The sequence below is a fragment of the Flavobacterium sp. genome, from assembly GCF_041392085.1.
In the GTDB taxonomy this organism is placed as follows: Bacteria; Bacteroidota; Bacteroidia; order Flavobacteriales; family Flavobacteriaceae; genus Flavobacterium.
On sequence record NZ_JAWKMW010000004.1, the window covers coordinates 220258 to 244900 of the forward strand.

General features: G+C 33.4%; 25 protein-coding genes. 19 read left to right on the top strand and 6 right to left on the bottom strand.

Annotation, left to right across the window (positions count from 1 at the left end; translation table 11 throughout):
- The first annotated feature begins 159 nt into the window (after positions 1 to 159).
- The 6 genes from R2782_RS01045 (at position 160) to R2782_RS01070 (ending at position 5442) form a co-directional block, all read left to right on the top strand.
- Positions 160 to 915 (top strand): NYN domain-containing protein, encoded by a 756-nt coding sequence (locus R2782_RS01045; RefSeq protein WP_371266201.1) that lies wholly within the window; start codon positions 160 to 162, stop codon positions 913 to 915.
- A 6-nt stretch (positions 916 to 921) separates the two neighbouring features.
- The gene (locus tag R2782_RS01050; RefSeq protein ID WP_371266202.1) at positions 922 to 1314 is read left to right on the top strand and encodes a DUF6090 family protein; all 393 of its coding nucleotides are present in this window, start codon (positions 922 to 924) and stop codon (positions 1312 to 1314) included.
- Positions 1295 to 1555, top strand: a complete 261-nt coding sequence (locus R2782_RS01055; protein ID WP_371266203.1) for a hypothetical protein — start codon at positions 1295 to 1297, stop codon at positions 1553 to 1555. Before R2782_RS01050 ends, R2782_RS01055 begins: the two co-directional genes overlap by 20 nt.
- Before the next feature lie 445 nt (positions 1556 to 2000).
- On the top strand, positions 2001 to 2585 hold the full coding sequence (locus tag R2782_RS01060) for a non-canonical purine NTP diphosphatase (protein WP_371266204.1): 585 nt from the start codon (positions 2001 to 2003) through the stop codon (positions 2583 to 2585).
- Positions 2586 to 2734: 149 nt separating this feature from the next.
- Positions 2735 to 4591 carry a DEAD/DEAH box helicase gene (locus tag R2782_RS01065; RefSeq protein ID WP_371266205.1) on the top strand — a complete coding sequence of 619 codons (1857 nt, stop codon included), beginning with the start codon at positions 2735 to 2737 and terminating at the stop codon, positions 4589 to 4591.
- 86 nt (positions 4592 to 4677) lie between these two features.
- On the top strand, positions 4678 to 5442 hold the full coding sequence (locus R2782_RS01070) for a carboxypeptidase-like regulatory domain-containing protein (protein WP_371266206.1): 765 nt from the start codon (positions 4678 to 4680) through the stop codon (positions 5440 to 5442).
- 1 nt (position 5443) lies between these two features.
- On the opposite strand, the gene R2782_RS01075 is transcribed toward R2782_RS01070, so the two are convergent.
- On the bottom strand, positions 5444 to 6118 hold the full coding sequence (locus R2782_RS01075) for a TrmH family RNA methyltransferase (RefSeq protein ID WP_371266207.1): 675 nt from the start codon (positions 6116 to 6118) through the stop codon (positions 5444 to 5446).
- 56 nt (positions 6119 to 6174) lie between these two features.
- Here R2782_RS01075 and R2782_RS01080 point away from each other — a divergent pair, with 56 nt between their 5' ends.
- The 6 genes from R2782_RS01080 (at position 6175) to R2782_RS01105 (ending at position 12274) form a co-directional block, all read left to right on the top strand.
- Positions 6175 to 6708, top strand: coding sequence for an RNA polymerase sigma factor (locus R2782_RS01080; protein ID WP_371266208.1), 534 nt, complete (start codon positions 6175 to 6177; stop codon positions 6706 to 6708).
- Entirely contained in the window at positions 6705 to 7508 is an 804-nt protein-coding gene (locus tag R2782_RS01085; protein ID WP_371266209.1) for an anti-sigma factor domain-containing protein, read from the top strand. The genes R2782_RS01080 and R2782_RS01085 overlap by 4 nt, the downstream gene beginning before the upstream one ends.
- Before the next feature lie 46 nt (positions 7509 to 7554).
- Positions 7555 to 8244: an NAD-dependent deacylase gene (locus R2782_RS01090; RefSeq protein WP_371266210.1), complete on the top strand. Its 690-nt coding sequence runs from the start codon at positions 7555 to 7557 to the stop codon at positions 8242 to 8244.
- A 149-nt stretch (positions 8245 to 8393) separates the two neighbouring features.
- Positions 8394 to 9740: an adenylosuccinate lyase gene (gene purB / locus R2782_RS01095; RefSeq protein ID WP_371266211.1), complete on the top strand. Its 1347-nt coding sequence runs from the start codon at positions 8394 to 8396 to the stop codon at positions 9738 to 9740.
- A gap of 58 nt (positions 9741 to 9798) precedes the next feature.
- A complete protein-coding gene (locus R2782_RS01100; RefSeq protein ID WP_371266212.1) occupies positions 9799 to 10410 on the top strand; it encodes an NAD(P)H-dependent oxidoreductase in 612 nt (203 codons plus the stop codon).
- Positions 10403 to 12274 (top strand): monovalent cation:proton antiporter-2 (CPA2) family protein, encoded by a 1872-nt coding sequence (locus tag R2782_RS01105; RefSeq protein ID WP_371266213.1) that lies wholly within the window; start codon positions 10403 to 10405, stop codon positions 12272 to 12274. The genes R2782_RS01100 and R2782_RS01105 overlap by 8 nt, the downstream gene beginning before the upstream one ends.
- Positions 12275 to 12337: 63 nt before the next feature.
- Here the strand turns inward: R2782_RS01105 and R2782_RS01110 are convergent, their stop codons facing one another.
- Positions 12338 to 13024 (bottom strand): SIMPL domain-containing protein, encoded by a 687-nt coding sequence (locus tag R2782_RS01110; protein WP_371266214.1) that lies wholly within the window; start codon positions 13022 to 13024, stop codon positions 12338 to 12340.
- Positions 13025 to 13080: 56 nt separating this feature from the next.
- Positions 13081 to 13722 (bottom strand): rhomboid family intramembrane serine protease, encoded by a 642-nt coding sequence (locus R2782_RS01115; protein WP_371266215.1) that lies wholly within the window; start codon positions 13720 to 13722, stop codon positions 13081 to 13083.
- Between the two features lie 103 nt (positions 13723 to 13825).
- Here R2782_RS01115 and R2782_RS01120 point away from each other — a divergent pair, with 103 nt between their 5' ends.
- Positions 13826 to 14695 carry a lysophospholipid acyltransferase family protein gene (locus R2782_RS01120; protein WP_371266216.1) on the top strand — a complete coding sequence of 290 codons (870 nt, stop codon included), beginning with the start codon at positions 13826 to 13828 and terminating at the stop codon, positions 14693 to 14695.
- Between the two features lies 1 nt (position 14696).
- On the opposite strand, the gene R2782_RS01125 is transcribed toward R2782_RS01120, so the two are convergent.
- Positions 14697 to 16178, bottom strand: coding sequence for an aminotransferase class V-fold PLP-dependent enzyme (locus R2782_RS01125; RefSeq protein WP_371266585.1), 1482 nt, complete (start codon positions 16176 to 16178; stop codon positions 14697 to 14699).
- Positions 16179 to 16186: 8 nt separating this feature from the next.
- Between R2782_RS01125 and R2782_RS01130 the strand changes: the two genes are divergently transcribed.
- Both R2782_RS01130 and R2782_RS01135 read left to right on the top strand, forming a co-directional pair.
- Complete coding sequence (locus tag R2782_RS01130; RefSeq protein WP_371266217.1) at positions 16187 to 17248, top strand: hypothetical protein; 1062 nt, start codon at positions 16187 to 16189, stop codon at positions 17246 to 17248.
- 4 nt (positions 17249 to 17252) lie between these two features.
- On the top strand, positions 17253 to 17657 hold the full coding sequence (locus R2782_RS01135) for a 5-fold beta-flower protein (protein ID WP_371266218.1): 405 nt from the start codon (positions 17253 to 17255) through the stop codon (positions 17655 to 17657).
- A gap of 2 nt (positions 17658 to 17659) precedes the next feature.
- On the opposite strand, the gene def is transcribed toward R2782_RS01135, so the two are convergent.
- Both def and glmM read right to left on the bottom strand, forming a co-directional pair.
- Entirely contained in the window at positions 17660 to 18307 is a 648-nt protein-coding gene (gene def, locus R2782_RS01140; RefSeq protein WP_371266219.1) for a peptide deformylase, read from the bottom strand.
- A gap of 1 nt (position 18308) precedes the next feature.
- Positions 18309 to 19709: a phosphoglucosamine mutase gene (gene glmM / locus R2782_RS01145; protein WP_371266220.1), complete on the bottom strand. Its 1401-nt coding sequence runs from the start codon at positions 19707 to 19709 to the stop codon at positions 18309 to 18311.
- Between the two features lie 117 nt (positions 19710 to 19826).
- Between glmM and R2782_RS01150 the strand changes: the two genes are divergently transcribed.
- Genes R2782_RS01150 through R2782_RS01165 form a run of 4 tightly spaced genes read left to right on the top strand, consistent with a single transcriptional unit; the run spans position 19827 to position 24623 of the window.
- A complete protein-coding gene (locus tag R2782_RS01150; protein ID WP_371266221.1) occupies positions 19827 to 20411 on the top strand; it encodes an ACP phosphodiesterase in 585 nt (194 codons plus the stop codon).
- Positions 20408 to 22090: a gamma-glutamyltransferase gene (ggt, locus tag R2782_RS01155; RefSeq protein ID WP_371266222.1), complete on the top strand. Its 1683-nt coding sequence runs from the start codon at positions 20408 to 20410 to the stop codon at positions 22088 to 22090. Before R2782_RS01150 ends, ggt begins: the two co-directional genes overlap by 4 nt.
- Positions 22091 to 22100: 10 nt before the next feature.
- Positions 22101 to 22772, top strand: coding sequence for a DNA alkylation repair protein (locus R2782_RS01160; protein WP_371266223.1), 672 nt, complete (start codon positions 22101 to 22103; stop codon positions 22770 to 22772).
- A 36-nt stretch (positions 22773 to 22808) separates the two neighbouring features.
- Entirely contained in the window at positions 22809 to 24623 is a 1815-nt protein-coding gene (locus R2782_RS01165) for a chloride channel protein (protein WP_371266224.1), read from the top strand.
- Positions 24624 to 24643: the final 20 nt, after the last annotated feature.

The window sequence follows — 24643 nt, forward strand, 5'->3', positions numbered from 1 at the left end:
TTTATGTGTTAAAAAACGTCGCAAAAGTAATGATTTCATATCTACTTTCATAATATTTTTGATGTAATGATGAGTAACTAATATTTCAATTCATTTAATTAAAAAAGTACACCTAAAAGTGTTTATATATCAGTATATTTGATTACTAAATTAGCTTTTATGAGTCAACACGATGACAATGATTTAAAATTAGCCGTTTTAATTGATGCCGATAACGTTCCGTTTAGTAATATCAAAGGTATGATGGAAGAAATTACAAAATACGGAACACCTACCACCAAACGGATTTATGCCGATTGGACACGTCCGAATGCCAACGGATGGAAGAATGTCTTACTCGAAAATGCCATCACACCTATTCAACAATATAGCTATACAACCGGGAAAAATTCATCAGATTCTGCATTAATTATTGATGCTATGGATTTATTATATTCAGGAAAATTAGATGGTTTTTGTATAGTTTCAAGCGATAGTGATTTTACCAGACTTGCCACTCGTTTGCGAGAATCCGGCATGAAAGTAATCGGGATAGGAGAACAAAAAACGCCAAAACCCTTTATTAGTGCTTGTGATCGATTTATTTTTATTGAAGTGTTGGAAGGTGCCAAAAAGAAAAAAACCAATACTACTTCAACCGATAAAAAGAAAGAAGATAAAGTAATGTCTAAAATTGATGTAGATACTATTGATATCATAGAATCAAGTATAGAAGATATCGCAGATGATGATGGGTGGGCATTTTTGGGTGATGTTGGCAATTTAATTGTGAAGAAAAAACCGGAATTTGATCCGAGAAATTTTGGTTTTTCTAAATTAACTCCGTTAATGAAATCACTCACTCATCTATTGGAAATTCACGAACGAGAATCTGATAAAAAAGGGATTAAACTGGTGTATGTAAGGTTAAAATAATTGAAAATGAATAATTTTTTTAGAAAAATTCGCTTTAATTACATCAAAAAAGGTAAGATAATCAACTACTTAAAATATGCTATAGGAGAAATTATTCTAGTTGTTATTGGAATAATGATTGCTGTAAATATTAACAATTATAATGAAAAGCAAAAACAACAAAATTTACAACTGTCAATTTTTAAGATAATCAGTGAAGACATGTACAGTGATTCACTAAATATCCATCAAATGAGGACAAACTTTACTTTTTTAGACAGTATTTATAAAAAAATTCTATCTGGAGAAATGACTAATGAAGATTACATATCGTGTGAGGTTTGTGCCAATTTAGTAGGCATGCACAATCCTTATACAATTAAAAATAAAGGATTTAAAAATGCTGGAGAACTATGTTGAAGAAGAAAATCAAGTTAAAAATTCACTAACTGCTGATTTGTTGGCTTTTTACAACCAAATGGATGATTTATTGCACGTAATTAACGAATATCTCAAAGAAGACGTACATGAAAATCTAAAAAATTGGAAAGAAAATCACAATTGGTTCCACCTGTACGTCTTCAAACTAAATTGGACTTTTGCTAAAAGTTTCCTCTTTAAGAATAAGTTGAGCTTGAGTTTGATAGCTACTAAACAATAATAAAAATAAATAGAAAACAATAAACGATGGGGCTTCGTAGTAGTATTTCATGCGGTGGTATTTTTATTTTTAGTGGATAAGCATTTCAGCTTAAGATGGTCTGCATTCTATAAACAACGAAAAACAACCATAAATTCACACAATGATAAACAAATTTTATATTCTAAAGCAGTATTTAACTTTTGTTCAAGTAAAAAAACACTTCTAAACACTCAAATAAATAGAAATAAAATAAACAATAATACAAAAAAACACCCTAATTAAATAACTTAATCCTCCTGTTAATACCTCAAAAAAACAGATATTACTCAATTTTTTTGTAAAAAACTAAAACTACAATTATATATTAATTCCTTCCTTTCAAGTTTAATCTTTTTCAACTATCTTTTTGAGATTTAATCAATTAGTGGCAACCTAAAAAACTATACTTTTGTAAAAAAAATATATGCAATTCGTTTTCGCTTCAAATAATCTAAACAAAATCAAAGAAATTCAATTATTACTTCTAGAAGAAATTACTATCTTAAGTTTAGAAGACATTGGTTGTTTTGAAGAAATTCCCGAAACAGCGTCTACTATCGAAGGAAATGCCATTCTAAAAGCAAAACATGTTACCGAAAAATATGGTTATTTCTGTTTTGCCGACGACACCGGGTTAGAGGTGGATGCATTAAACGGTGAACCAGGTGTTTATTCTGCACGATATGCCGGTGAGCAAAAAAATGCGGATGACAATATGGATAAATTACTCACCAATTTAGCAGATAAAAAAAACAGAAATGCTCAATTCAAAACTGTGATTTGCTTGAATTTAAATGGAAATCAACACTTATTTGAAGGAATAATTAAAGGTAAAATTATCAATGAAAAAAGAGGTACAGAAGGGTTTGGCTACGACCCTATTTTTATTCCTAACGGATATTCAAAAACCTTCGCAGAAATGCCAATAACCGAAAAATCTAAAATTAGTCATCGTGGTTTAGCAGTTGAAAAACTAATCAATTTTCTGAATAAAATTGAATTAAAATGAATTGATTTAGAAAGCTGTTAAAATTATATTGATACAATTCAGAATTTTAACTCGAATAAGAAAATTTTATCTTATTAAAAATCAATAGCTTAACTAATTAGTTTATATGGTTTTTTAAACCTACCTTTGCACCCAATTTAAAAAATGATATGAATAAATTTGAACAATTAGGTCTTAACGAATCGCTTCTGCTCGCGATTAAAGACCTTGGATTTGAAAATCCGTCTGAAGTACAAGAAAAAGCGATTCCGGTTTTATTAGAAAGTGAAACAGACTTAGTTGCCTTAGCTCAAACTGGAACAGGAAAAACTGCAGCATTTGGTTTCCCCCTTATTCAAAAAATTGATGCTAATAACAGAAATACACAAGCATTAATCTTATCTCCAACGCGTGAACTTTGTTTGCAAATTACCAACGAATTAAAACTTTATTCTAAATACGAAAAAGGAATAAATGTTGTTGCAGTATATGGAGGTGCGAGTATATCTGAACAAGCCAGAGAGGTAAAACGTGGTGCACAAGTTATTGTAGCAACTCCCGGAAGAATGCAGGATATGATAAACCGTGGTTATGTAGATATTTCGCAAATCAATTATTGTGTTTTGGATGAAGCGGATGAAATGTTGAATATGGGATTTTACGATGACATTGTCAGCATTCTTTCAACTACTCCGGATGAAAAAAACACTTGGCTTTTCTCTGCTACCATGCCGGCAGAAGTTTCCCGTATTGCAAAAAAATTTATGTTTGATCCGGTTGAGATAACTGTTGGAACAAAAAACTCAGGATCAGCAACCGTTTCGCATGAGTTTTATTTAGTCAATGCTCGTGACCGCTATGAAGCTTTAAAACGATTAGCAGATGCCAATCCGGATATTTTCTCTGTTATTTTTTGTAGAACAAAAAGAGATACTCAACATGTTGCAGAGAAATTAATTGAAGATGGTTATAATGCTGCTGCATTGCATGGAGACTTATCTCAAGCCCAACGAGATAGTGTGATGAAATCATTCAGAGGTCGTCAGATTCAAATGTTAGTAGCAACAGATGTAGCCGCTAGAGGAATTGATGTAGATAATGTTACTCATGTTATCAATTACCAATTACCCGATGAAATTGAAACATATAATCACCGCTCAGGTCGAACAGGAAGAGCCGGAAAATTAGGAACTTCCATTGTTATTGTAACCAAGAGTGAATTACGTAAAATTGCTTCAATTGAACGTATCATAAAACAAAAATTTCAAGAAAAAACAATTCCTTCAGGTATTGAAATTTGTGAAATTCAATTATTACACTTAGCTACTAAAATTAAAGATACCGAGGTAGATCATGAAATTGACAATTACCTTCCGGCGATTAATGAAGTTTTAGATGGACTATCTAAGGAAGAGCTAATTAAAAAAATGGTTTCCGTTGAATTTAACCGTTTTATCAATTATTACAAAAAGAATAGAGATCTGACTTCCCAAAGTGCCGGTTCAGACAGAAGAGATGATAGGGGTTCGAAAGAAAACACAAGTGGAGCAACCCGTTTCTTTGTTAATATAGGCTCAAGAGATAATTTTGATTGGATGCAATTGAAAGATTTCTTACGCGATACCTTGGCTTTAGGACGTGAAGATGTTTATAAAGTAGATGTAAAAGAAGGTTTTTCATTTTTCAATACTGACTCAGAACATACCGAAAAAGTCATGAGTGTTTTAAACGGTATGGAATTAGAAGGTAGAAGAATAAATGTAGAAATTTCTAAAAATGATGGTGGAGGCAGACGAGATCACAATGGAAGAAATCCCGGAAATTCAAAAGGTAGAGATAGAGGATTTGGCACTCGAGATGGTAAAAATGACAGAAGAACTTCTTCACGAAGTGAAAGAAAAGAAAGCGGATTCAGGTCTCGTAGAGATAATGGCTCCTCTTCAGAAAGGCCTAGAAGAAGTGAAAGTGATAGACCTGCAAGTCGTTCATTTGAAGCTGCAAAAAGTAGAAGACCCAGAAGAAGTTAACGGCATTTGTTAATTTTCTTATAATTATAGTGAAACTACAAAATATGTTCATGCGATTTAGTATTTTTAAACCGTTAAATCTTCCTATGAAATATTTTGTAGTTTTTTTATTGATCTTCACTTATCATTTATCCGCTCAGGAAACTGACCGAACAGACAAAGTGACTGCTACTGTTTTAAATGATCTTGATTCAAAACCACTCGCCAACGTAAATATCATTAATTTGAATTCCGTCAAAGGGACAATTACCGATCCGAAAGGTATCTTTGAAATTAATGCAAAAATAAATGATACACTCCACATCTCATTAATTGGTTTTCAATCCATTAGAGTGCGAGTTACAAATGATTGGTTAAAATCTAAAAACACCGAAATTAAACTTACAGAAAAAGCAATCGCTTTGGAAGAAGTTGTGTTAACACCTTATAACCTAACAGGCTACCTACAAGTAGATGCTAAATTAATCCCGATAAATAAAAATCCCCGTTATGGAATCTCCGGATTAAATTACGGCTACGAGGCAGGACAATATTCTCCCAATGCATTTAATCGTGTCTTAGGCTCTATTTTTAATCCTACCGATATGCTTTATAATTTCTTTGGAAACAAACCACGAGAACTTAGGAAACTTAAAGAAATGAAAAAAGACGATACGGTTAGAAACCTTTTAGAGTCAAAATACGATCGTGAAACCATAGCCGTAATGCTAGGTGTAGATAAAAAAGAAATTCCTGAAATCTTGGAACGCTGCAATTATTCTGAATCATTTATTAAAACCGCCAATGATTTACAAGTTTTGGATGCTATAAATGACTGCTACGAAGAATATAAAATTTTGAAACGAAAATAATTTATTTAACCGTCATTTCTTTCCATCTTTTTTCAATATCATCAATACTTTTAATTGATTTTTTTGCCCAATCCATTCTCTTTTTAATTATTTCATCTTCAGTTAATTTCCATTCAATTGAAGATTTTCGTAAACGATCTGTCAGGTGCTGAAGAATAATAGCAGCAGCAACGGAGATATTTAAACTTTCAGTAAAACCAACCATAGGAATTTTCAAAAAACAATCGGCTTGATTCATTATCTCGTCAGATAAACCATCCCGCTCGGTTCCAAAAAAGAAGGCTGATTTTACAGAAATATCAAAGTCGGCTAACAAACAAGAATCCGAATGAGGAGTGGTAGCAACTATTTGATAACCTTTATTTTTCAATGCTTTTAAACAAGATTGATTAGATTGGTATTGATAGACATCCACCCATTTCTGAGCTCCCATGGCAATCTGTGCATCTATTTTCTTTCCATATTTTTGTTCCACAACATGTAATTCCTGTAATCCAAACACATCACAACTACGCATTACGGCACTAGTATTGTGCATTTGATAAACATCTTCGATAGCAACTGTAAAATGATTAGTTCTAGATTGCAACACTTCTAAAAATTTAACCTTTCTGCTTTCGGTTAAAAAACTCTCTAAATAGTTCAGATAGTCGGGCGAATTTAACATTTCATCCATACAAAATTGTTTTTTCTATTCTAAGTTATTATCTTGGCTACATCAAAAGTTAAGCTATGACTCAAGAAGAACTATTGCCCTTGATTTACAAAAAAGATGATCGAGCATTTACTCTTTTGTATGACATGTACTCAAAAAGTCTCTTCGGAATAATAAGTAATTTAGTCCATGACCGCGAAGAAGCCGAAGATGTATTACAAGATGTATTTGTAAAAATATGGAAAAATATTGATTCTTACAGTGACGAAAAAGGCAGATTTTATACTTGGATTGTAAATATTGCCCGAAACAGCTCCATTGATAAACTTCGTTCTAAAGGATATAACAACAGTAAAAAAAACCTATCCGCAGATAATTTCGTACATTTACTTGACGATAACTCACGACTCAATAATAAAATTGATTCTATTGGCATTCAAGAATTTGTAAAAAAATTAAAACCCAAATGTATTAAGATTATCGACTTATTATTTTTCAAAGGTTTTACACAACAAGAAGCTTCAGACGAGCTTGAAATACCATTAGGAACTGTCAAAACTCAAAATAGAAACTGTATTAATGATTTACGAAACTTATTACAAGTAATATGAGTACACAAGAATATATAGATTCTGGAATATTGGAATTGTTTGTTTATGGAATTTTAAATGAATCAGAAATTGATGAAGTCATGAAAATGGCTAAACAGCATAATGAAATACAAGCTGAAATTTTAGAAATTGAGAAAGCGATGGTTTATATATCCGGAAGTTTATCTCCGCGACTATCCGGTAAAAATTACGAAGAAATCAAACAGAAAATATTTGGCAATGAAACCAAAATAGTTGACTTAAAACCTGAAACTGTAACGAAACCTAAAACAAAAATTACGCAATATTTTGGATGGGCTGCCGCTGTGGCTTTGTTAGTTGGAGGAAGTTTTTTATACCAACAAGTTGAAGATAAAAAAGAGATAATTGGTAATATTGAAAAAGAAAAAGGGAAACTACAAGAATCCATTGTTGAGTTAGAATTAAAAAATAAAACAAATGAAGAAGCACTCTCATTAGTGCGAGATCCAAAAAACACTATCATTCCTTTAGCCGGTCAAGAAGTATCACCTACTGCTTTTGCTAAAATATATTGGAATCAGGAGACACAAACAGTATATGTAGATGGTATTGGTTTACCGGAACCTCCGGATGGATTCGTTTATCAAGTATGGGCTTTAAAATTAAATCCACTCACACCTTTGAGTATAGGTCTATTAGATGATTTTGAAAGCAATAACAAACGAATTTTTGCTGTTGACAACGTTGTAGAAGCTGAAGCATTTGGAATTACACTCGAACCTGCTGGAGGAAGTACAAGTCCAACCTTAGAACAGTTATATACGTTAGGGAAAGTCTAAAATATATCCTGAACCCTTTCAAAAATGAGAGGGTTTCTTTTTTAATATGAAAAAAATAGTCGTTTTAAGCGGAGCAGGAATTAGTGCCGAAAGCGGGATTAAAACCTTTCGTGATGCAGATGGATTGTGGGAAGGTCATGATATCCTAGAAGTAGCTTCGCCGGAAGGTTGGAATAATAATCCAGAATTAGTACTTGACTTTTACAACCAACGACGCAAACAATTACGAGATGTTTTCCCAAATAAAGGCCATTCAATTTTAGCTGAATTAGAAAAAGAATTTGATGTTCAAATCATCACCCAAAATGTTGATAATTTACATGAAAAAGCCGGAAGTAAAAAGGTTTTACATTTGCATGGCGAATTATTGAAAGTTCGCAGTACTAGGGATAAAAACTATATTTTGGATTGGCAAGATGACTTAACAACTGCACACAAAGATAAAAACGGTTTTCAGATGAGGCCTCATATTGTTTGGTTTGGTGAAGATGTCCCTGCTATTGAAGAAGCTATTGAATGGGCAGAAAAAGCAGACATTTTTATTGTCATCGGAACGTCATTACAAGTCTACCCTGCTGCAGGAATTCTACACCACACCAAACCGAAAACACCCATTTTTTATATCGATCCAAAACCGGCAAGTGTAACTCAATTAGCAAATCCGTTAGAAATCATTCCGCTTTCTGGTTCCGAAGGAATGATGGTACTAAGAGAAAAATTGCTGAAATTGAAATAACCCCTTAGTTTTCGTTTAAAAAGCTTAGGGAATCTTGTAAATTATGAATAGTCGGTCGAATTTTCTTTTACCTTTTTGCATTAAAGACTATATTTGCAAATCTAAAAATCGCTCAAAATTTTTAGACTAACTCAACAACAACTCAACGCATGATTGCTTTAAACGAATTAAATGCCATTTCTCCGATTGACGGCCGATACCGTAACAAAACGGTTTCCTTAGCTGCTTATTTTTCTGAAGAAGCTCTAATAAAATATAGGGTTTTAGTTGAAATTGAATATTTTATTGGTCTTTGTCAAATCCCGTTACCACAATTGCAATCGGTTGACACTAATATATATGAAAAATTGCGAAATTTGTACCGTAACTTTTCAAGTGCTGATGCATTATCTATCAAAGAAATTGAAAAAACTACCAATCACGATGTAAAAGCTGTTGAATATTTTATCAAAAAAGGATTTGAACAATTAGGTTTAGAGAATTATAAAGAGTTCATTCACTTTGGGTTAACCTCGCAAGATATCAATAATACAGCCATTCCGCTATCGTTAAAAGAAAGTTTTGAAAAAGTATATTTACCACTTTTAGTCAATGTGATTTCTAAATTGAAAGACTTAAGTCAGGAATGGAATGATGTTCCAATGCTTGCCCGCACACACGGACAACCGGCCTCTCCTACCCGATTAGGAAAAGAATTTAGTGTTTTTGTAGAACGTTTGGAAGAACAAATGCGTCAGTTATTCAACATTCCTTTTGCTGCAAAATTTGGTGGTGCTACCGGAAATTACAACGCTCATCATGTGGCTTACCCTCAAATTGATTGGAAAAAATTTGGAACTTCGTTTGTAGAAGAAACACTAGGTCTTCATCATTCTTTTCCAACTACACAAATTGAACACTATGATCATATAGCTGCCTTTTTTGATTGTTTAAAGCGAATCAATACTATCCTAATAGACTTAGATAGAGATATTTGGACGTATGTGTCAATGGATTACTTCAAGCAAAAAATTAAAGCCGGAGAAATCGGCTCATCGGCTATGCCGCATAAAGTTAATCCTATTGATTTTGAAAACTCGGAAGGAAATTTAGGAATTGCCAATGCTGTATTTGAACATCTTTCAGCAAAATTACCTCTTTCTAGATTACAACGGGATCTAACAGACAGTACTGTTTTACGAAATATTGGTGTACCGATTGGACACACAATTATTGCTTTTGAAGCTACATTGAAAGGATTAGATAAATTGTTATTAAATTCATCTAAACTAGATGAAGATTTAGAGCGAAACTGGGCTGTTGTAGCCGAAGCAATTCAAACTATCTTACGAAGAGAAGGTTATCCAAATCCTTATGAAGCCTTGAAAGGCTTAACAAGAACTAATGAGGTTATGAATCAAAAAACGATTCATGAGTTTATTCATACTTTAAATGTTTCCGACCAGATTAAATCAGAATTACTTCAAATTACACCATCAAACTATCTTGGAATTTAGTTTTATAATTGCATCACTGAAACTTCTTTTTTTGAAAAAAAAAATGTAGTTTTAGGGCATGACACAAAACAAAATTTTAATTCTTTTCGCTCACCCCCTGTTTGAAAAATCTTTTGTCAATCAGGAATTGGTTCGTCATATTCCTATTTCCAATCATATTACTTTTCACGATTTATATGAAGAATATCCTGAATTTGACATCAATGTAAAACATGAACAATCGCTACTAGAAAAACACGATATTATTATATGGCACCATCCCATGTATTGGTATAGCTGTCCCCCTTTGCTAAAACAATGGATTGATATGGTTTTAGAATACGATTGGGCATACGGTAAAAACGGAAATGCATTAAAAGGGAAATCATTATTTCAAGTAATTACAACAGGTGGAGCAAAAGAAAATTATTGTGCTTCAGGAAAAGATCGTTTCACGATTCCTGAATTATTAGAACCCTTCAACCAAACCACTAAGGTATGTAAAATGAATTATTTACCACCGTTTGTGGTACATGGAACGCATAAAATGAATAGAGATGAAATTTTACATCATGCTAATACCTATGCAGAATTATTACTCTATTTAACTAAAAAAGAAATTAAAACAAACGAAATCAATGAACATTTCTATATAAATGAATGGTTTACTAAACAAAAAATAAATGGATAACGGATTTTTTATACAAGCCATCATTTATTTGACATCGGCCATTGTTTGTGTTCCGATTGCTAAGAAATTAGGGTTAAGTTCTATACTTGGATATCTTTTTGCAGGGATTTTTATCGGTCCCTTTGTGCTCGGTTTTATTGGTGCAGAAGGACAAGATATCATGCATTTTGCCGAATTTGGTGTTGTTATGATGCTATTCCTCATCGGATTGGAATTAGATCCTTACAAATTTTGGAAAATGCGAAAATTTATTCTTGGAATGGGTTCCATGCAATTAATCGGAAGTGCTTTCGCTATTTTTATACTTTGTCAATTTTTTTTAGATTGGTCATGGCAAACGACTGTGGTGATTGCATTGGCCCTATCCCTTTCATCAACAGCCATTGTTTTACAAACGTTAAAAGAAAAAGGACTTTCGCAAACCTCGATGGGAAGATCTTCTTTTGCCGTTTTACTTTTTCAGGATATTGCCGTGATTCCGATTTTAGCTATCATTCCGTTAATGGTTTCAGGAAGTAGTGTGGTAACAGAGAACATTCATACTTCTTTGATATCAGATTTTGATGCTTGGATTCAGACACTCATAGTCGTTTTTACAATTGTTGCTGTCTATTTTAGCGGAAGACTTATTATCATTCCGGTTCTCAGGATGGTAGCCAAAACACGTCTACAAGAATTATTTACAGCTTCTGCTTTATTATTAGTTGTAGCCGTATCTTATTTAATGCAACTAGTAGGCTTAAGCCCTGCTCTAGGTGCATTTTTAGCCGGAGTGGTACTAGCCAATTCTGAATTCAGACATGAATTAGAAGGTGATATTGCACCTTTTAAAGGACTGTTACTTGGTTTATTTTTTATTGGTGTTGGTGCGTCCATCAATTTTAAATTAATCATTGAAAACCCGCTATTTATTTTAGTATTTGGAGCCATTCTCACTGCGGTGAAATTTTTAGTTCTTTTCGGTATTGGAAAAGTGTATAAAAAAAGTAGTGACCAAAATTTACTTTTCTCATTTGGTTTAAGTCAAGCCGGAGAATTTGGATTTGTTATTTTAAGTTTCTCGATGCAATTAAATATTTTGCCGACCGTTCTTGCTAACCAAATAATGGCCATTATTGCATTAAGTATGCTTTCAACTCCTTTTCTTTTGTTAATAAATGAAAAGTGGATAGACCCTTATTTTGGTGTCAAAGAAAAAGAAGAGAGAAAACACGATGAGATTGATGAGCAAAATGAGGTTATCATTGCCGGTTTTGGGCATTTTGGTAGTACAATTGGTCGCTTGCTACGTGCCAATGGTGTGAATGCTACCATTTTAGATCATGATTCAGACCGGGTTGATTTACTCCGCAAAATGGGATTCAAGGTATACTATGGTGATGCCACCCGTTTGGAATTGCTCAAAGCTGCCGGAGCCGAGGAGGCCAAAATTTTTATTGCTGCCATTGATAATCCGGAAGTAAATTTAAGCGTGGTCGAAATTTTGCGTAAACATTTTCCGCATCTAAACATTTTAACTAGAGCACGAAACAGAGTGGATGCATATGAATTAATTGATCATGGTGTTGAAAAAATATACCGTGAAACCCTTTATACTGCTGTTCATTTAGGTGTTGATGCTTTAACACAAATGGGGCATCGAAAATATTCCGCCACTCGTCAAGGACAACGATTTATCAAATATGATGAAGCGGCTATTCGCAAGTTAGCTGCCAAACGGCATGATAAAATGGCTTATTTGGCTACCGTAAAAGATGAAATCGAAATGCAAGAGCAATTGCTCAAAAATGATTTACACATCAATTTTTCGGCTTCTGACCATGCTTGGGATAGTGAACACCTGAAAAAACAAATTTCTGAATAATCTAAAATAAAAAACCACGAAATCAATTGAATTCGTGGCTTTTAAATTTGATTTTTTTATTACTTATTCTAAAAGAAAACTGACATTCACATTGGTAATAATTTCAATTTCACCAATGGCAAGCGTTTCTTGTGAAGAATCCATTCCTTCCGCTTTCATCATTACATTTCTATACATTGGTGGTTGATACATCGGTTGCGAATTATCCGTAATCAAAATTGCTTTTCCAACTTTTTGATTTAAGGCTGAAGCAAAATCTTCGGCTTTTTTCTTCGCGTCCAAAACCGCTTGTTTTCTTGCTGTGACTTTATGCTCTTCTATTTTGGATGACTTAAATTCAACTCCATTGATATTATTAATTCCCTTATCAACTAATCCCATCATCAATTCATCATATTTTTTAATATCTTTTAAAGTAATGGTAATAGACTGTGACGCTTGAAAATTATGTTTCTTTTTTTCATAATCGTACGATTTATATAAACTCACACTTGTTGTCTGAAAATCGGAAGTTGGAATACCAAATTTTTTGATATATTTCACCACTTTATCCACCGTTTCATCGTTCATTTTTTTAACTTCGGCTGCATTGTTCCCTGTGTTTTGAACACCTAAATTGATAACAACTTGATCGGGAGCAACTTTTACTTTTCCTTCTCCGGAAACAGAAATTTGTGGTACTAACTTGTTTTCTTGTGCATTCATTGACGTGGCAACTAACGTAAATAAAATAATAATTGACTTTTTCATTTTGTTTTGATTTATTGTAAAGGTCTAATTCAATTTGTATGCCAAAATTATTTTCATTAAATTTTTCCTGCTTTAGCCAAGATAAAAAGAATAACTATTGGTATAGCTAATAACACGACCATTAAGGTGTTTTCTGTCAACATTTGCGGCTCTTTGAATAGTGTGATTAAGTAACCTCCGATAGCACCGCCAAAATGTGCGGTATGACCAATGTTATCATTTCGGGATTTCATTCCGTAAATGGAATAAAGCAAATAGCCAATTCCAAAAATATAAGCCGGAATCGGGATTGGAATAAAAAACAAATACAAACTCATATCCGGTCTAAGCAATATCGCTGCATACAAAATTCCTGTCACAGCTCCGGAAGCTCCAACCGCTCTGTAGTGATATTCATCTTTATGAAATTGCAAAGTCAATAAACTTCCGCATAACAAACTTCCAAAATAAACCATCAAAAAAGATGGCACACCCATAAAATCAATGACAACCGGTGTAAAGAAATACAAAGTCAGCATATTAAAAGCCAAATGTGCTATGTCTACATGCAAAAATGCAGATGTAATCATCCGCAGATGTTCGCCGGCACGAATACTGCCAATATGAAATTCATATTTTCTGAAAAAAAACTGATCGTCAAACGCTTTAAAACTAACCAATACATTTGCGGCAATAATAACAATTAAGGCAATACTCATATACTTTTTTTAGAACCGTAAAAATAACAATTGTTTCTTTACCAATTGTTAAACCTTGACTTATAAAAGATGAAATTACCTTATATTTGCAAAAAATTTTGGCATGCAATTTATTGCTTTTATTCTAACGTATCCCCTCCTTTGGATAATTTCTGTGCTTCCTTTTCGGTTACTCTATTTTTTATCCGACACTATATTTTTACTCGTTTATTATATAATTGGTTACCGAAAAATTACGGTTAGAAAAAATTTATCCATTGCATTACCACACCTCAACGAAAAAGAACTGCTTCAAATTGAAAAAAAATTTTACCATCATTTGTGTGATGTTTTTTTAGAAATGATTAAAACACTCACTATTTCTGAAAAAGAAATGAACAAACGGTTTATTTGTAAGAATTTAAGTGATTTAAGAGCATTAGAGTCGAAAGGAAAAAGTATTGCTGTTCTGACATCTCACTATGCCAGTTACGAATGGTCTATCTCTATGAACAAAAACCTTGGCTTTGAAGGCTTTGCTATTTATAAAAAAATTGCAAATCGGTATTTTGATAAATTGGTTCGTGATATTCGGTCCAAGTTCGGAGCAACATTAATTACTACCAAAGAAACAATTTCAACTATTGAAAAAAATTATCGAAAAGGTCATTTGGGTATTTATGGTTTTGCCAGTGACCAATCACCTAAATCATCAAAAGCACACCATTGGGGGACTTTTTTTGGGGTTACAACTCCATTTCAAACGGGTGCCGAAATGCTATCCAAGCGATTTGACATGACTGTACTGTTAATGGAAGTAAAAAAAATTAAACGCGGCTATTACGAAGCAACATTTAAAACCTTGTCCGAAAATCCTACTACAGTTCCTGATTACGAAATAACAGACTTGTTCATGAAAAAGTTAGAAAATCAGATTTTGGAGGCTCCTGAATATTATTTGTGGACGCACAAGCGGTTTAAGTATGTAAAATAAACTACAAAAACCAACCTTTCACCATTTCTTTTTCTAAAACTAAATCGTTTTTGTGACGGAAGTTGTTTGTTTTTCCATCATAAACATAATCATTAGCCCAAGTCGTGTGGTTTTCGGCTAATTGTTTTATACTTTCACAAACAAATTTAATTTCTTCGGTTGTGGTGGTTGGATGAATAGACATTCTAATCCATCCCGGTTTTTTGATTAAATCTCCTGATGTAATTTGGCAAACTAATTCATTTGAAGTTTCTTCATCCACATGAAGCAAATAGTGTCCGTAAGTTCCGGCACAACTACAACCTCCACGAGTTTGAATACCAAATTTATCATTCAATAATTTTACGCCCAAGTTGTAGTGTAAATTGTCAATGTAAAAAGAGATTACCCCCAATCGATTTTTATGTTGATTGGCCAAAATGGTCAGGTTTGCTATTGACCCCAATTGATCAAAAACATAATCAACCAGCTCATGCTCTCTTTCTAAAATATTCTGAACACCCATTTTTTCTTTTAACTGAATAGCTAAGGCCGTTTTGATGACTTGTAAAAAGCCCGGAGTTCCTCCGTCTTCTCTATCTTCAATGTTGTCGATGTACTTGTGTCCGCCCCACGGATTGGTCCACGAAACTGTTCCACCACCCGGACAATCGGGTACATTATTTTTGTATAAGTTTTTATTAAAAACCAACACTCCTGAAGTTCCGGGTCCACCTAAAAATTTGTGTGGTGAAAAGAAAATTGCATCTAAATAACTTTCATTATCCGGATGCATATCGATTTCTACATAAGGTCCTGAACAAGCAAAATCAACAAAACAAACACCATTATTTTGATGCATAATTTTTGCCACTTCGTGGTAGGGTGTTCTGATACCTGTTACGTTAGAACATGAAGTGATAGAAGCAATTTTAAAACTTCTGTCTTTATGTTTTTCAATTATTTTTTTGAATTCATTTAAACAGAAAAGTCCTTCTGTATCAGCGGGAATCACTTCAACATCGGCAATCGTTTCTAACCATGATGTTTGATTGGAATGGTGTTCCATGTGCGAAATAAACACAATGGGTTTGATTGCTTTTGGAATATTGGTAAACTCTTTTAAATTTTCAGCAATCCGTAAACCTAAAATTCGTTGGAATTTATTTACCACTCCGGTCATTCCGGTTCCGTCAGTAATCAAAACATCATTTTCGTTAGCGTTCACATGCTTTTTGATAATGTTTCTCGCTTGATGATAGGCCATCGTCATCGCCGTTCCTGAAATCGTGGTTTCAGTATGTGTGTTGGCAACATAAGGACCAAAATCATTCATTAATTTTTCTTCAATCGGACGATATAATCTTCCGCTGGCGGTCCAATCTGTATAAATCATTTTTTGCTTGCCGAAAGGCGAAACAAATTCTTGATTGATTCCGATTATATCTTCACGAAATTGTTGAAAATACAGTTCTAATTGCGTCGTTTCTTCCGTTGTAGTCATATCAAAAAATGATTTGGACAAAGATACATTTTTTTGGGAATTACTATCGTGAAAACAATTGGGTTATCTATGTTAAATTAATTACAAACAGAATATTTAACACATTAATTCAAGTATATTTGATTGATTTAAAACAATCAAATATGCTAAAATATTTACTTTTCCTATTAAGTATTACTTCACTTGTTAAGGCTCAAAATAATGCGGTAGAACCGGCTTTTGAGTTTCTTTCAAACTATTATCATATAAGGGATTTTACGATTTCTTCCAACCAAAATGAAGCATATTTTACCATTGTAAGTCCGAATGAAAAATTATCTGCCATTGCAATTATAAAAAAAGTCAAAGACCAATGGAGCAAACCCGAATTGGTTTCGTTTACTGGAAAATACAAAGATTTAGAACCTTTTTTATCAAGTGATGGCTTGAAACTTTATTTTGCTTCCAATAGACCTTTAAGAGAAAATGGTAAAATAAAAGATTTTGATATCTGGTATGTGGAACGAAAAAACAATCAAAGTGAATGGTCTGCTCCTATCAATATTGGAAATCCGATAAACACTTCTGCCGATGAATTTTATCCTACGGTTGCAAGCAATAAAAACCTCTATTACACTTCTGATTCTGATAAATCAATGGGAAAAGATGATATTTTTATGAGCGTTTGGAATGGAAAAAATTATGAAAACCCAATCCGTTTAGATGAAAATATTAATAGCAAAGGATATGAATTCAACGCCTACATTTCACCTGATGAAACATTTTTAATCTATACAATTTATGGCTCACCGGATGGTTTGGGAAGCGGTGATTTGTATATTAGTTTTAAAGATGAAAACGGTAATTGGAAAAAATCATTCAACTTGAAAGAATTTAATTCGGATAGTATGGATTATTGTCCGTTTTATGACGCTTCTACCCAAACATTATTTTTTACGAGTAAAAGAAGTCTTCCCGCTACAAAATCCTTTCAAAACATAAGCGAATTTGAATCGGAAATTCAGAAATACCAAAACGGTTTAAGCAGGATTTATAAAGTTTCTTTGAAAGACGTTTTAGAGAAAAATTAAAACCATGAAAAAAATCATAATCCTTTTTGTTCTTTTTTCATCTTTGATTTCTATCGGTCAAACCATTCAAAACAACAATTACGGCACAACCGGTTATATCAAAAACGATGGCACAATTCAGGACAGAAATTACAGAACAGTTGGCTACATCAAAGAAAACGGAACAATTCAGAATAGCAATTATTCCACAATTGGTTACATCAAAAACGACGGAACCATTCAAAACAATAATTATTCAACAGTTGGTTATGTGAAAGAAAACGGCACTGTTCAAAATAACAACTATTCCACTTTAGGCTACATCAAAGACGACGGAACCGTTCAGAACAATAATTATTCAACAATTGGCTATGCCAAAGGTGTCAAAAAAGAGTGGGTTGCCGTGGTATTTTTCTTTTTTAAGTTTTAAGATTAGTTGCGTTTCAATTTATTCTTCAAAAACAAGTTTACATCATTATTAATCGATTGAACATTCCAACCCGATTGTTCAGTTATTCTATCGGTAAACAAAATTCCGTTTAAATGATCTTCTTCGTGTTGAAAAATAACAGCTGTAAAACCTTCCACTATTTCTTCTTTAAAATTCCCTTTTAAGTCAAAATAAGTAATTTTGATAGTATAATTTCGATACACATTACCTGTATCTTCAGGAATTGACAAACAACCTTCCATTCCTTTACGAAGTAATTCTGAACGCCAAACAATTTTTGGGTTAATATAAAACTCAAACGGTTCTCCTGGTTTGTCAAGACGTTGCACCCAAAATAAATTTCGATTGATTCCCACTTGCGGAGCGGCAATACCAATTCCGGGGTTTTCCGGATTTAGCATAGCTAAATACATTCTTTTTGCTACAATTGGAAGTAATTTATCTTTGGGATTAATATCCGTTGAAACTGCTTTCAATATTATTAATTCATTCGGTTCTGTAATTTGAATTACTTTGAATTGCTGTGTTGAATCGGCTTCCAAAATAAAGTTGCGTTCTTCCTTTGTAAACCTTTGTGAAAAAGCTACAATAGAAACAAATAAAAAAATAACCGAAATCGATTTTTTCATTTTACTTTGAAATGACAGCTTTGATTTCATCAATGATTCGAATTGCTAATGCATCCGCTTCCTTTTGTGTTGGAGCTTCGGTGTAAATTCGAATAATTGGTTCCGTATTTGATTTTCGCAAATGCACCCATTCTGTGGCAAAATCAATTTTTACACCATCAATCGTAGAAATTTGTTCATGAGCATATTTAGCTGTCATCTCAACCAAAATAGCATCTACATCAATTTCAGGAGTTAATTCAATTTTGTTTTTGCTCATATAGTACTGCGGGTAAGAAGCACGAAGTTCTGCCACCGTCATGTCCAAATTAGCTAAATGTGTTAAAAATAAAGCTACACCAACCAAACTATCACGTCCATAATGTAACTCAGGATAAATAATACCACCATTTCCTTCACCACCAATAATAGCGTTAGTTGCTTTCATCAATTCTACTACATTTACTTCTCCCACCGCACTGGCTTGGTAATTTCCGTTGTGTTTTTTGGTAATATCACGTAACGCTCTCGACGAAGACATATTTGAAACGGTATTACCCGGAGTTTTACTCAATACATAATCCGCCACAGCAACTAACGTATATTCTTCCCCAAACATTTCGCCATCATTCGAAATAAAAGCTAAACGATCTACATCGGGATCCACTACAATTCCGAAATCGGCTTTTTCCTTCACAACCAATTCGCAAATATCACCCAAATGTTCTTTTAATGGCTCCGGATTGTGTGGAAAATGACCATTAGGTTCGCAATATAATTTAACAACTTCCACACCCATTTGTTCTAATAAATTTGGAATAATAATTCCGCCCGAAGAATTGACACCATCTACCACCACTTTAAATTTACGTTTGGCAACGGCTTCAGCATCAACTAAAGGTAAATTCAACACTTCATCAATATGGATATCCATATAAGCATCGTTTACGGTAATTTTGCCTAAATTATCTACATCCGAAAAATCAAATGCCTCCGCTTCAGCAATTTCTAGGATGACTGCACCATCGGCTCCGCTTAAAAACTCACCTTTTGCATTCAATAATTTTAACGCATTCCATTGCTTTGGGTTATGAGAAGCAGTTAGAATAATTCCACCATCTGCTTTCTCAATAGGTACAGCCACTTCTACGGTTGGCGTGGTAGAAAGACCCAAATCGATTACATCAATTCCCAAACCAACAAGCGTATTAACCACCAAATTATGAATCATAGGCCCTGAAATTCGGGCATCGCGACCAATTACTACTTTCAGCTTTCTTTCCGCTTCCAACTTCCCGTTTCCCGCTTTTAAAAATGTTCCATAAGCCGAAGCAAATTTTACCGCATCTACCGGTGTTAAATTGTCGCCAACTTTTCCGCCAATTGTTCCTCTGATTCCTGAAATTGATTTGATTAACGTCATTGATATTTATTATTTAAGACTATTTTTGATGTAAAAACTGTACAAATATAAAAAAATGAAAGTTTGCAAATATGATATAAAATTCAATTTTTAAGAATAAATTCCTAATTTAGGCAAATGAATTTTCTGGCACATATTTATCTTTCGGGTGATAATAAACTAATTCAAATCGGTAATTTCATGGCCGACGGAATTCGTGGTAACGATTATTTGAATTATCCCGAGGAAATTCAAAAAGGAATTATCTTACACCGAGCCATTGATACATTTACCGATGCTCATCCTATTTTTAGAAAAAGTAAGCATCGTTTGCATGAAAAATACGGACATTATTCAGGTGTAATTATCGATATTTTTTATGATCATTTTTTGGCTAAGAATTGGGGCAACTATTCCAATCAACCTTTAGAGAAAGTGGCGAACGATTTTTATGAAAATTTGCGAAGTCATTATGACATCTTAACCGAAAGAACCAAAGGGATGATGCCTTATATGATTGCCCGTAATTGGTTTGTGAGTTATGCCACTATTGAAGGACTATCAATGATTTTATTTCAGATGGATCATCGAACTAAAAACCGAGTTGATATGCATCTTTCAATTAATGAATTAAAAGAATTTTATCCCGAATTTGAAGAAGAATTTACTGCTTTTTTTAAAGAATTGCGACAACATTGCCAAGAAAAATTAGCTACTTTATGAAACCTTTTTCATTCTTATTTTTATTCTTTTTAATAGGATGCAAAACGGAGCAAACTATAATTTCAACCGGATTAGTTACCGAAAAGGCAATGGTGGTTTCTGCTCGTGAAGAAGCTTCACAAATTGGAGTTGAAATTATGCGAAAGGGCGGAAATGCCTTTGATGCCATGATTGCAACCGAATTAGCTTTAGCCGTTGCTTATCCTTATGCGGGAAATATTGGCGGTGGCGGATTCATGGTTTACAGAAAAAATAATGGAGAAATCGGCAGTTTAGATTATCGTGAAAAAGCTCCTTTAGCTGCTACCTCATCTATGTTTTTAGATAAAAACGGAAATGTAATTAAAGGTTTAAGTACAGAATCTGCCAAAAGTATTGGTGTTCCGGGAACGATTGCCGGAATTTTTGCCGTACATGAAAAATTTGGCTCACTACCAATTGAAACTATCCTTAATCCGGTAATTGAGTTAGCTAAAAAAGGTGTGGTTGTAACCAAAAAGCAAGAAGAACGGTTAAATAAATATCGCGAAGTTATCATCAATGCAAATCATGAAAATACGCTGTTAGCTACAAAATTTAAAGAGAAAGATACAATTCGATATCTTACATTGGCTAGAACTTTAGCGGAAATTGCTAAAAACGGTAGAGATGAATTTTACAAAGGAGATACCGCTAAAAAATTAGTTGCATATATTCAAGCTAAAGGCGGCATTATGACTGTAGAAGATTTAGCAAAGTATGAAGCTGTTTGGCGAAATCCAATATCGATTACCTACCATGATTTTAAATTGATTTCGATGGCTCCTCCCAGTAGTGGCGGAATCACACTAGGTCAAATTTTAAAAATGATAGAACCCTACCCTTTGTATAAAATTCAACATAATTCTGAAAAATACATTCAATTATTGGTGGAAGCCGAACGAAGAGCTTTTGCCGATAGAAATCATTTTTTGGGTGATCCGGATTTTGTAAAAATCCCCATTCAAGAATTACTAGATAAGGATTATTTGAAAAAACGAATGTCAACTTTTTCTTTTGAGGAAGCGACTCCTTCTGATTCAATTGCTCACGGAGATATTCAATTTTCTGAAAGTATGGAAACTACCCATTATTCCATAGTAGATTCGTTCGGTAATGCAGTTTCTGCTACCACAACAATTAATGATGCTTACGGTTCAAAATTATACTGTGATGAATTGGGATTTTTCCTGAATAATGAAATGGATGATTTTTCAGCCAAACCCGGTGAACCTAATATGTTTGGTTTAACCGGTTCCGAAGCCAATAGTATTGCTCCACAAAAAAGAATGCTTAGTTCAATGACCCCTACAATTGTTGAAAAAAAAGGTAAACTTTTTATGGTTTTAGGCACTCCGGGAGGTTCCACCATCATTACATCGGTTTTGCAAACTTTTTTAAATGTGGCTACCTATAATATGAGCATACAGGAAGCAGTAAATGCTCCACGTTTTCACCACCAATGGTTGCCGGATGAGGTGATTTTTGAACCCAATTATTTTTCAATAGAAATAATGAATTCGCTAAAAAAGAAAAAATACCATATCAACGAAAAGGCGACACCTATTTTAGGAAAAGTAGATGCTATTTTGGTTTTGCCAAACGGTAAATATGAAGGTGGTGCAGACAAAAGAGGCGATGATAAAGCCATCGGATATTAACTTTTTTACAATGAATTTTATTCAAGCATTAGAAACAGAACTAAATATTTATCGAAACGCTACAAAGGCAAAGCAGATGGAAGCTTACATGAAATATAATTTTTCATTTTTAGGCATTCAAGCAGAGGAAAGAAAAGCAATCTTACATCATCTTTGGAAAAAACACAAAGCTGAAATAAAATCTAATTTTAGAGATATCTGTTGGATACTTTTTACTAAAAAAGAACGCGAATTTCATTATTGTGGGATAGAGATTATAGTAAAAGAAATCAACAAAAATTACCTGCCGGATGATGGTTCACTAATTGAAAAGTGGATTACAACAAATTCTTGGTGGGATAGTGTAGATGTGATAGCAAAATACTTATTGGGAAACTATCTTTTGCAATTTCCTGATAAAACCCTAAATGTGATTCAGCACTTCTCCAATGCCGATAACATGTGGCTTAGTAGGAGTGCTATACTTTTTCAGTTGGGTTATAAAAAAAATACCTATTTTGAACTATTAAAATCAGAGTGTGAAAAACACAAACAATCCAATGCTTTTTTCATCCAAAAAGCAATTGGTTGGGCTCTCAGAGAATATGGAAAATATAATCCTATTGCTGTACAAAACTATGTTGAAAATTCAAATCTAAAACCACTAAGTAGAAAAGAAGCTCTTAGAAACATAGTGAAATAATCGTTTATTGTTATTTTTGCAAAATATTTCAACTAAATGCCGGACAATAAAAAATCACCTTTCAACATCTTTTTTAGAAAAAACTTCAGGAGACTGGAAGGATTTATTTTTTATTTAAAGTCATTCCTTACTCCAAGACAGTTTATATATTTGGCTTGTTTTTTAGTGGGTATTTCCTCTGCTCTAGCTGTGATTGTTCTAAAGACTTTTGCCCATTGGGTGTATATTTTTGCTCAATATATCGATTCCATTTTACATTTACCTTACAGCAATAGTACTCTTCCTTTTATTGGAATTGTACTCACTGCATTTGTTGTTAAAAAAGTATTGGATGGTACAATTGAAAAGGGAACTTCTCAAATTATGTATGCTGTTGCAAAAAAATCAGGAATTATACCTAAAAAGCAAATGTATGCTCAAATCATAACAAGCTCACTTACTGTGGGAATGGGAGGTTCAGCGGGATTAGAATCACCTATTACTATTACCGGAGCAGCTTTTGGCAGTAATTTTGCTCAAAATTATCGTTTATCTTACAAAGACAGAACATTACTTTTGGCTTGTGGCGTAGCAGCCGGAATAGCTGCTGCATTCAATGCACCGATTGCCGGCGTACTCTTTGCCATAGAGGTTGTTTTGATGGATGTGAGCATATCTGCTTTTATACCTATTATGATTTCATCTGCAACAGGTGCTATCGTGTCTGCTATATTGTTAAAAGAGGAAATTCTTTTCTTCTTCAGCAAACAACTCGATTTTGATTATCATAACTTACCTTTTTATATCCTTTTAGGTGTATTTTCGGGCTTTGTTTCTATAAACTATGCCAGAACTTTCCGTAAAATAGAACATTATTTCGAAGAATCAAAAATAAAACCAATCCGTAAAGCAATTTATGGAGCTTTTATTTTAGCCATACTTATATTCTTTTTTCCAACTTTATTCGGTGAAGGCTATGAAAGTATCAAAATGTTGGCTAATACAAATCCGCAACTAATTTTAGAAAACACTGTGTTACAGAATTTTAAAGACAACGGTTGGGTTTTACTGCTTTTTGTAGGAGCAACTATGTTGATAAAAGTATATGCTACGAGCATTACAATTGGTAGTGGCGGAAATGGTGGTAACTTTGCTCCTTCGCTGTTTGTAGGGTCTTATTTAGGCTTTGTATTTTCTAGCTTTTTCAATCAAATAGGATTTAAACTTCCGGTTAGTAATTTTACATTGGTTGGCATGGCCGGAATATTGAGTGGGTTGTTTCATGCTCCACTGACAGCCATTTTCTTGATTGCAGAAATCACAAGCGGATACAGTTTAATGGTTCCGTTAATGGTTGTATCATCAATAAGTTTCGCTATTTCAAAACGGTATGAACCCTATTCTTTCGATATCAAAAATTTGGCCGCCAAAGGTGAGGTTTTTACAGAAGACAGAGACCGAAATATTCTTACGGGAATTACACCTTCAAACCTTATATTGATGAATATTCAAACGTTACAATTATCTAATTCTTTGGAAGATTTAGTTCAAAAAATGTCCAATTACAATCAAACAGTTTTTCCAGTTGTGAATGGTGCTAAGGAATTGATTGGTATCGTTAATTTTGAAGAAATTAGACCTTATCTATTCAATAGCTATAAAATAAAATTCACCCCACTACAAGACATTATGCGACCTCCAAAAGAGCAAATTAACTATGATGAAACAATGGATACTATCATGGAAAAATTTGATCGTTCACAAGAAGAGTTTCTACCGGTATTAAAAAACAATCAAGTAATTGGTTTGTTTGCTAAAACATCCATTTTTGAAGCTTATCGGAACAGATTGAAAAGTATGATAATCGAATAAATTTAAAAAATAAAGAGTAG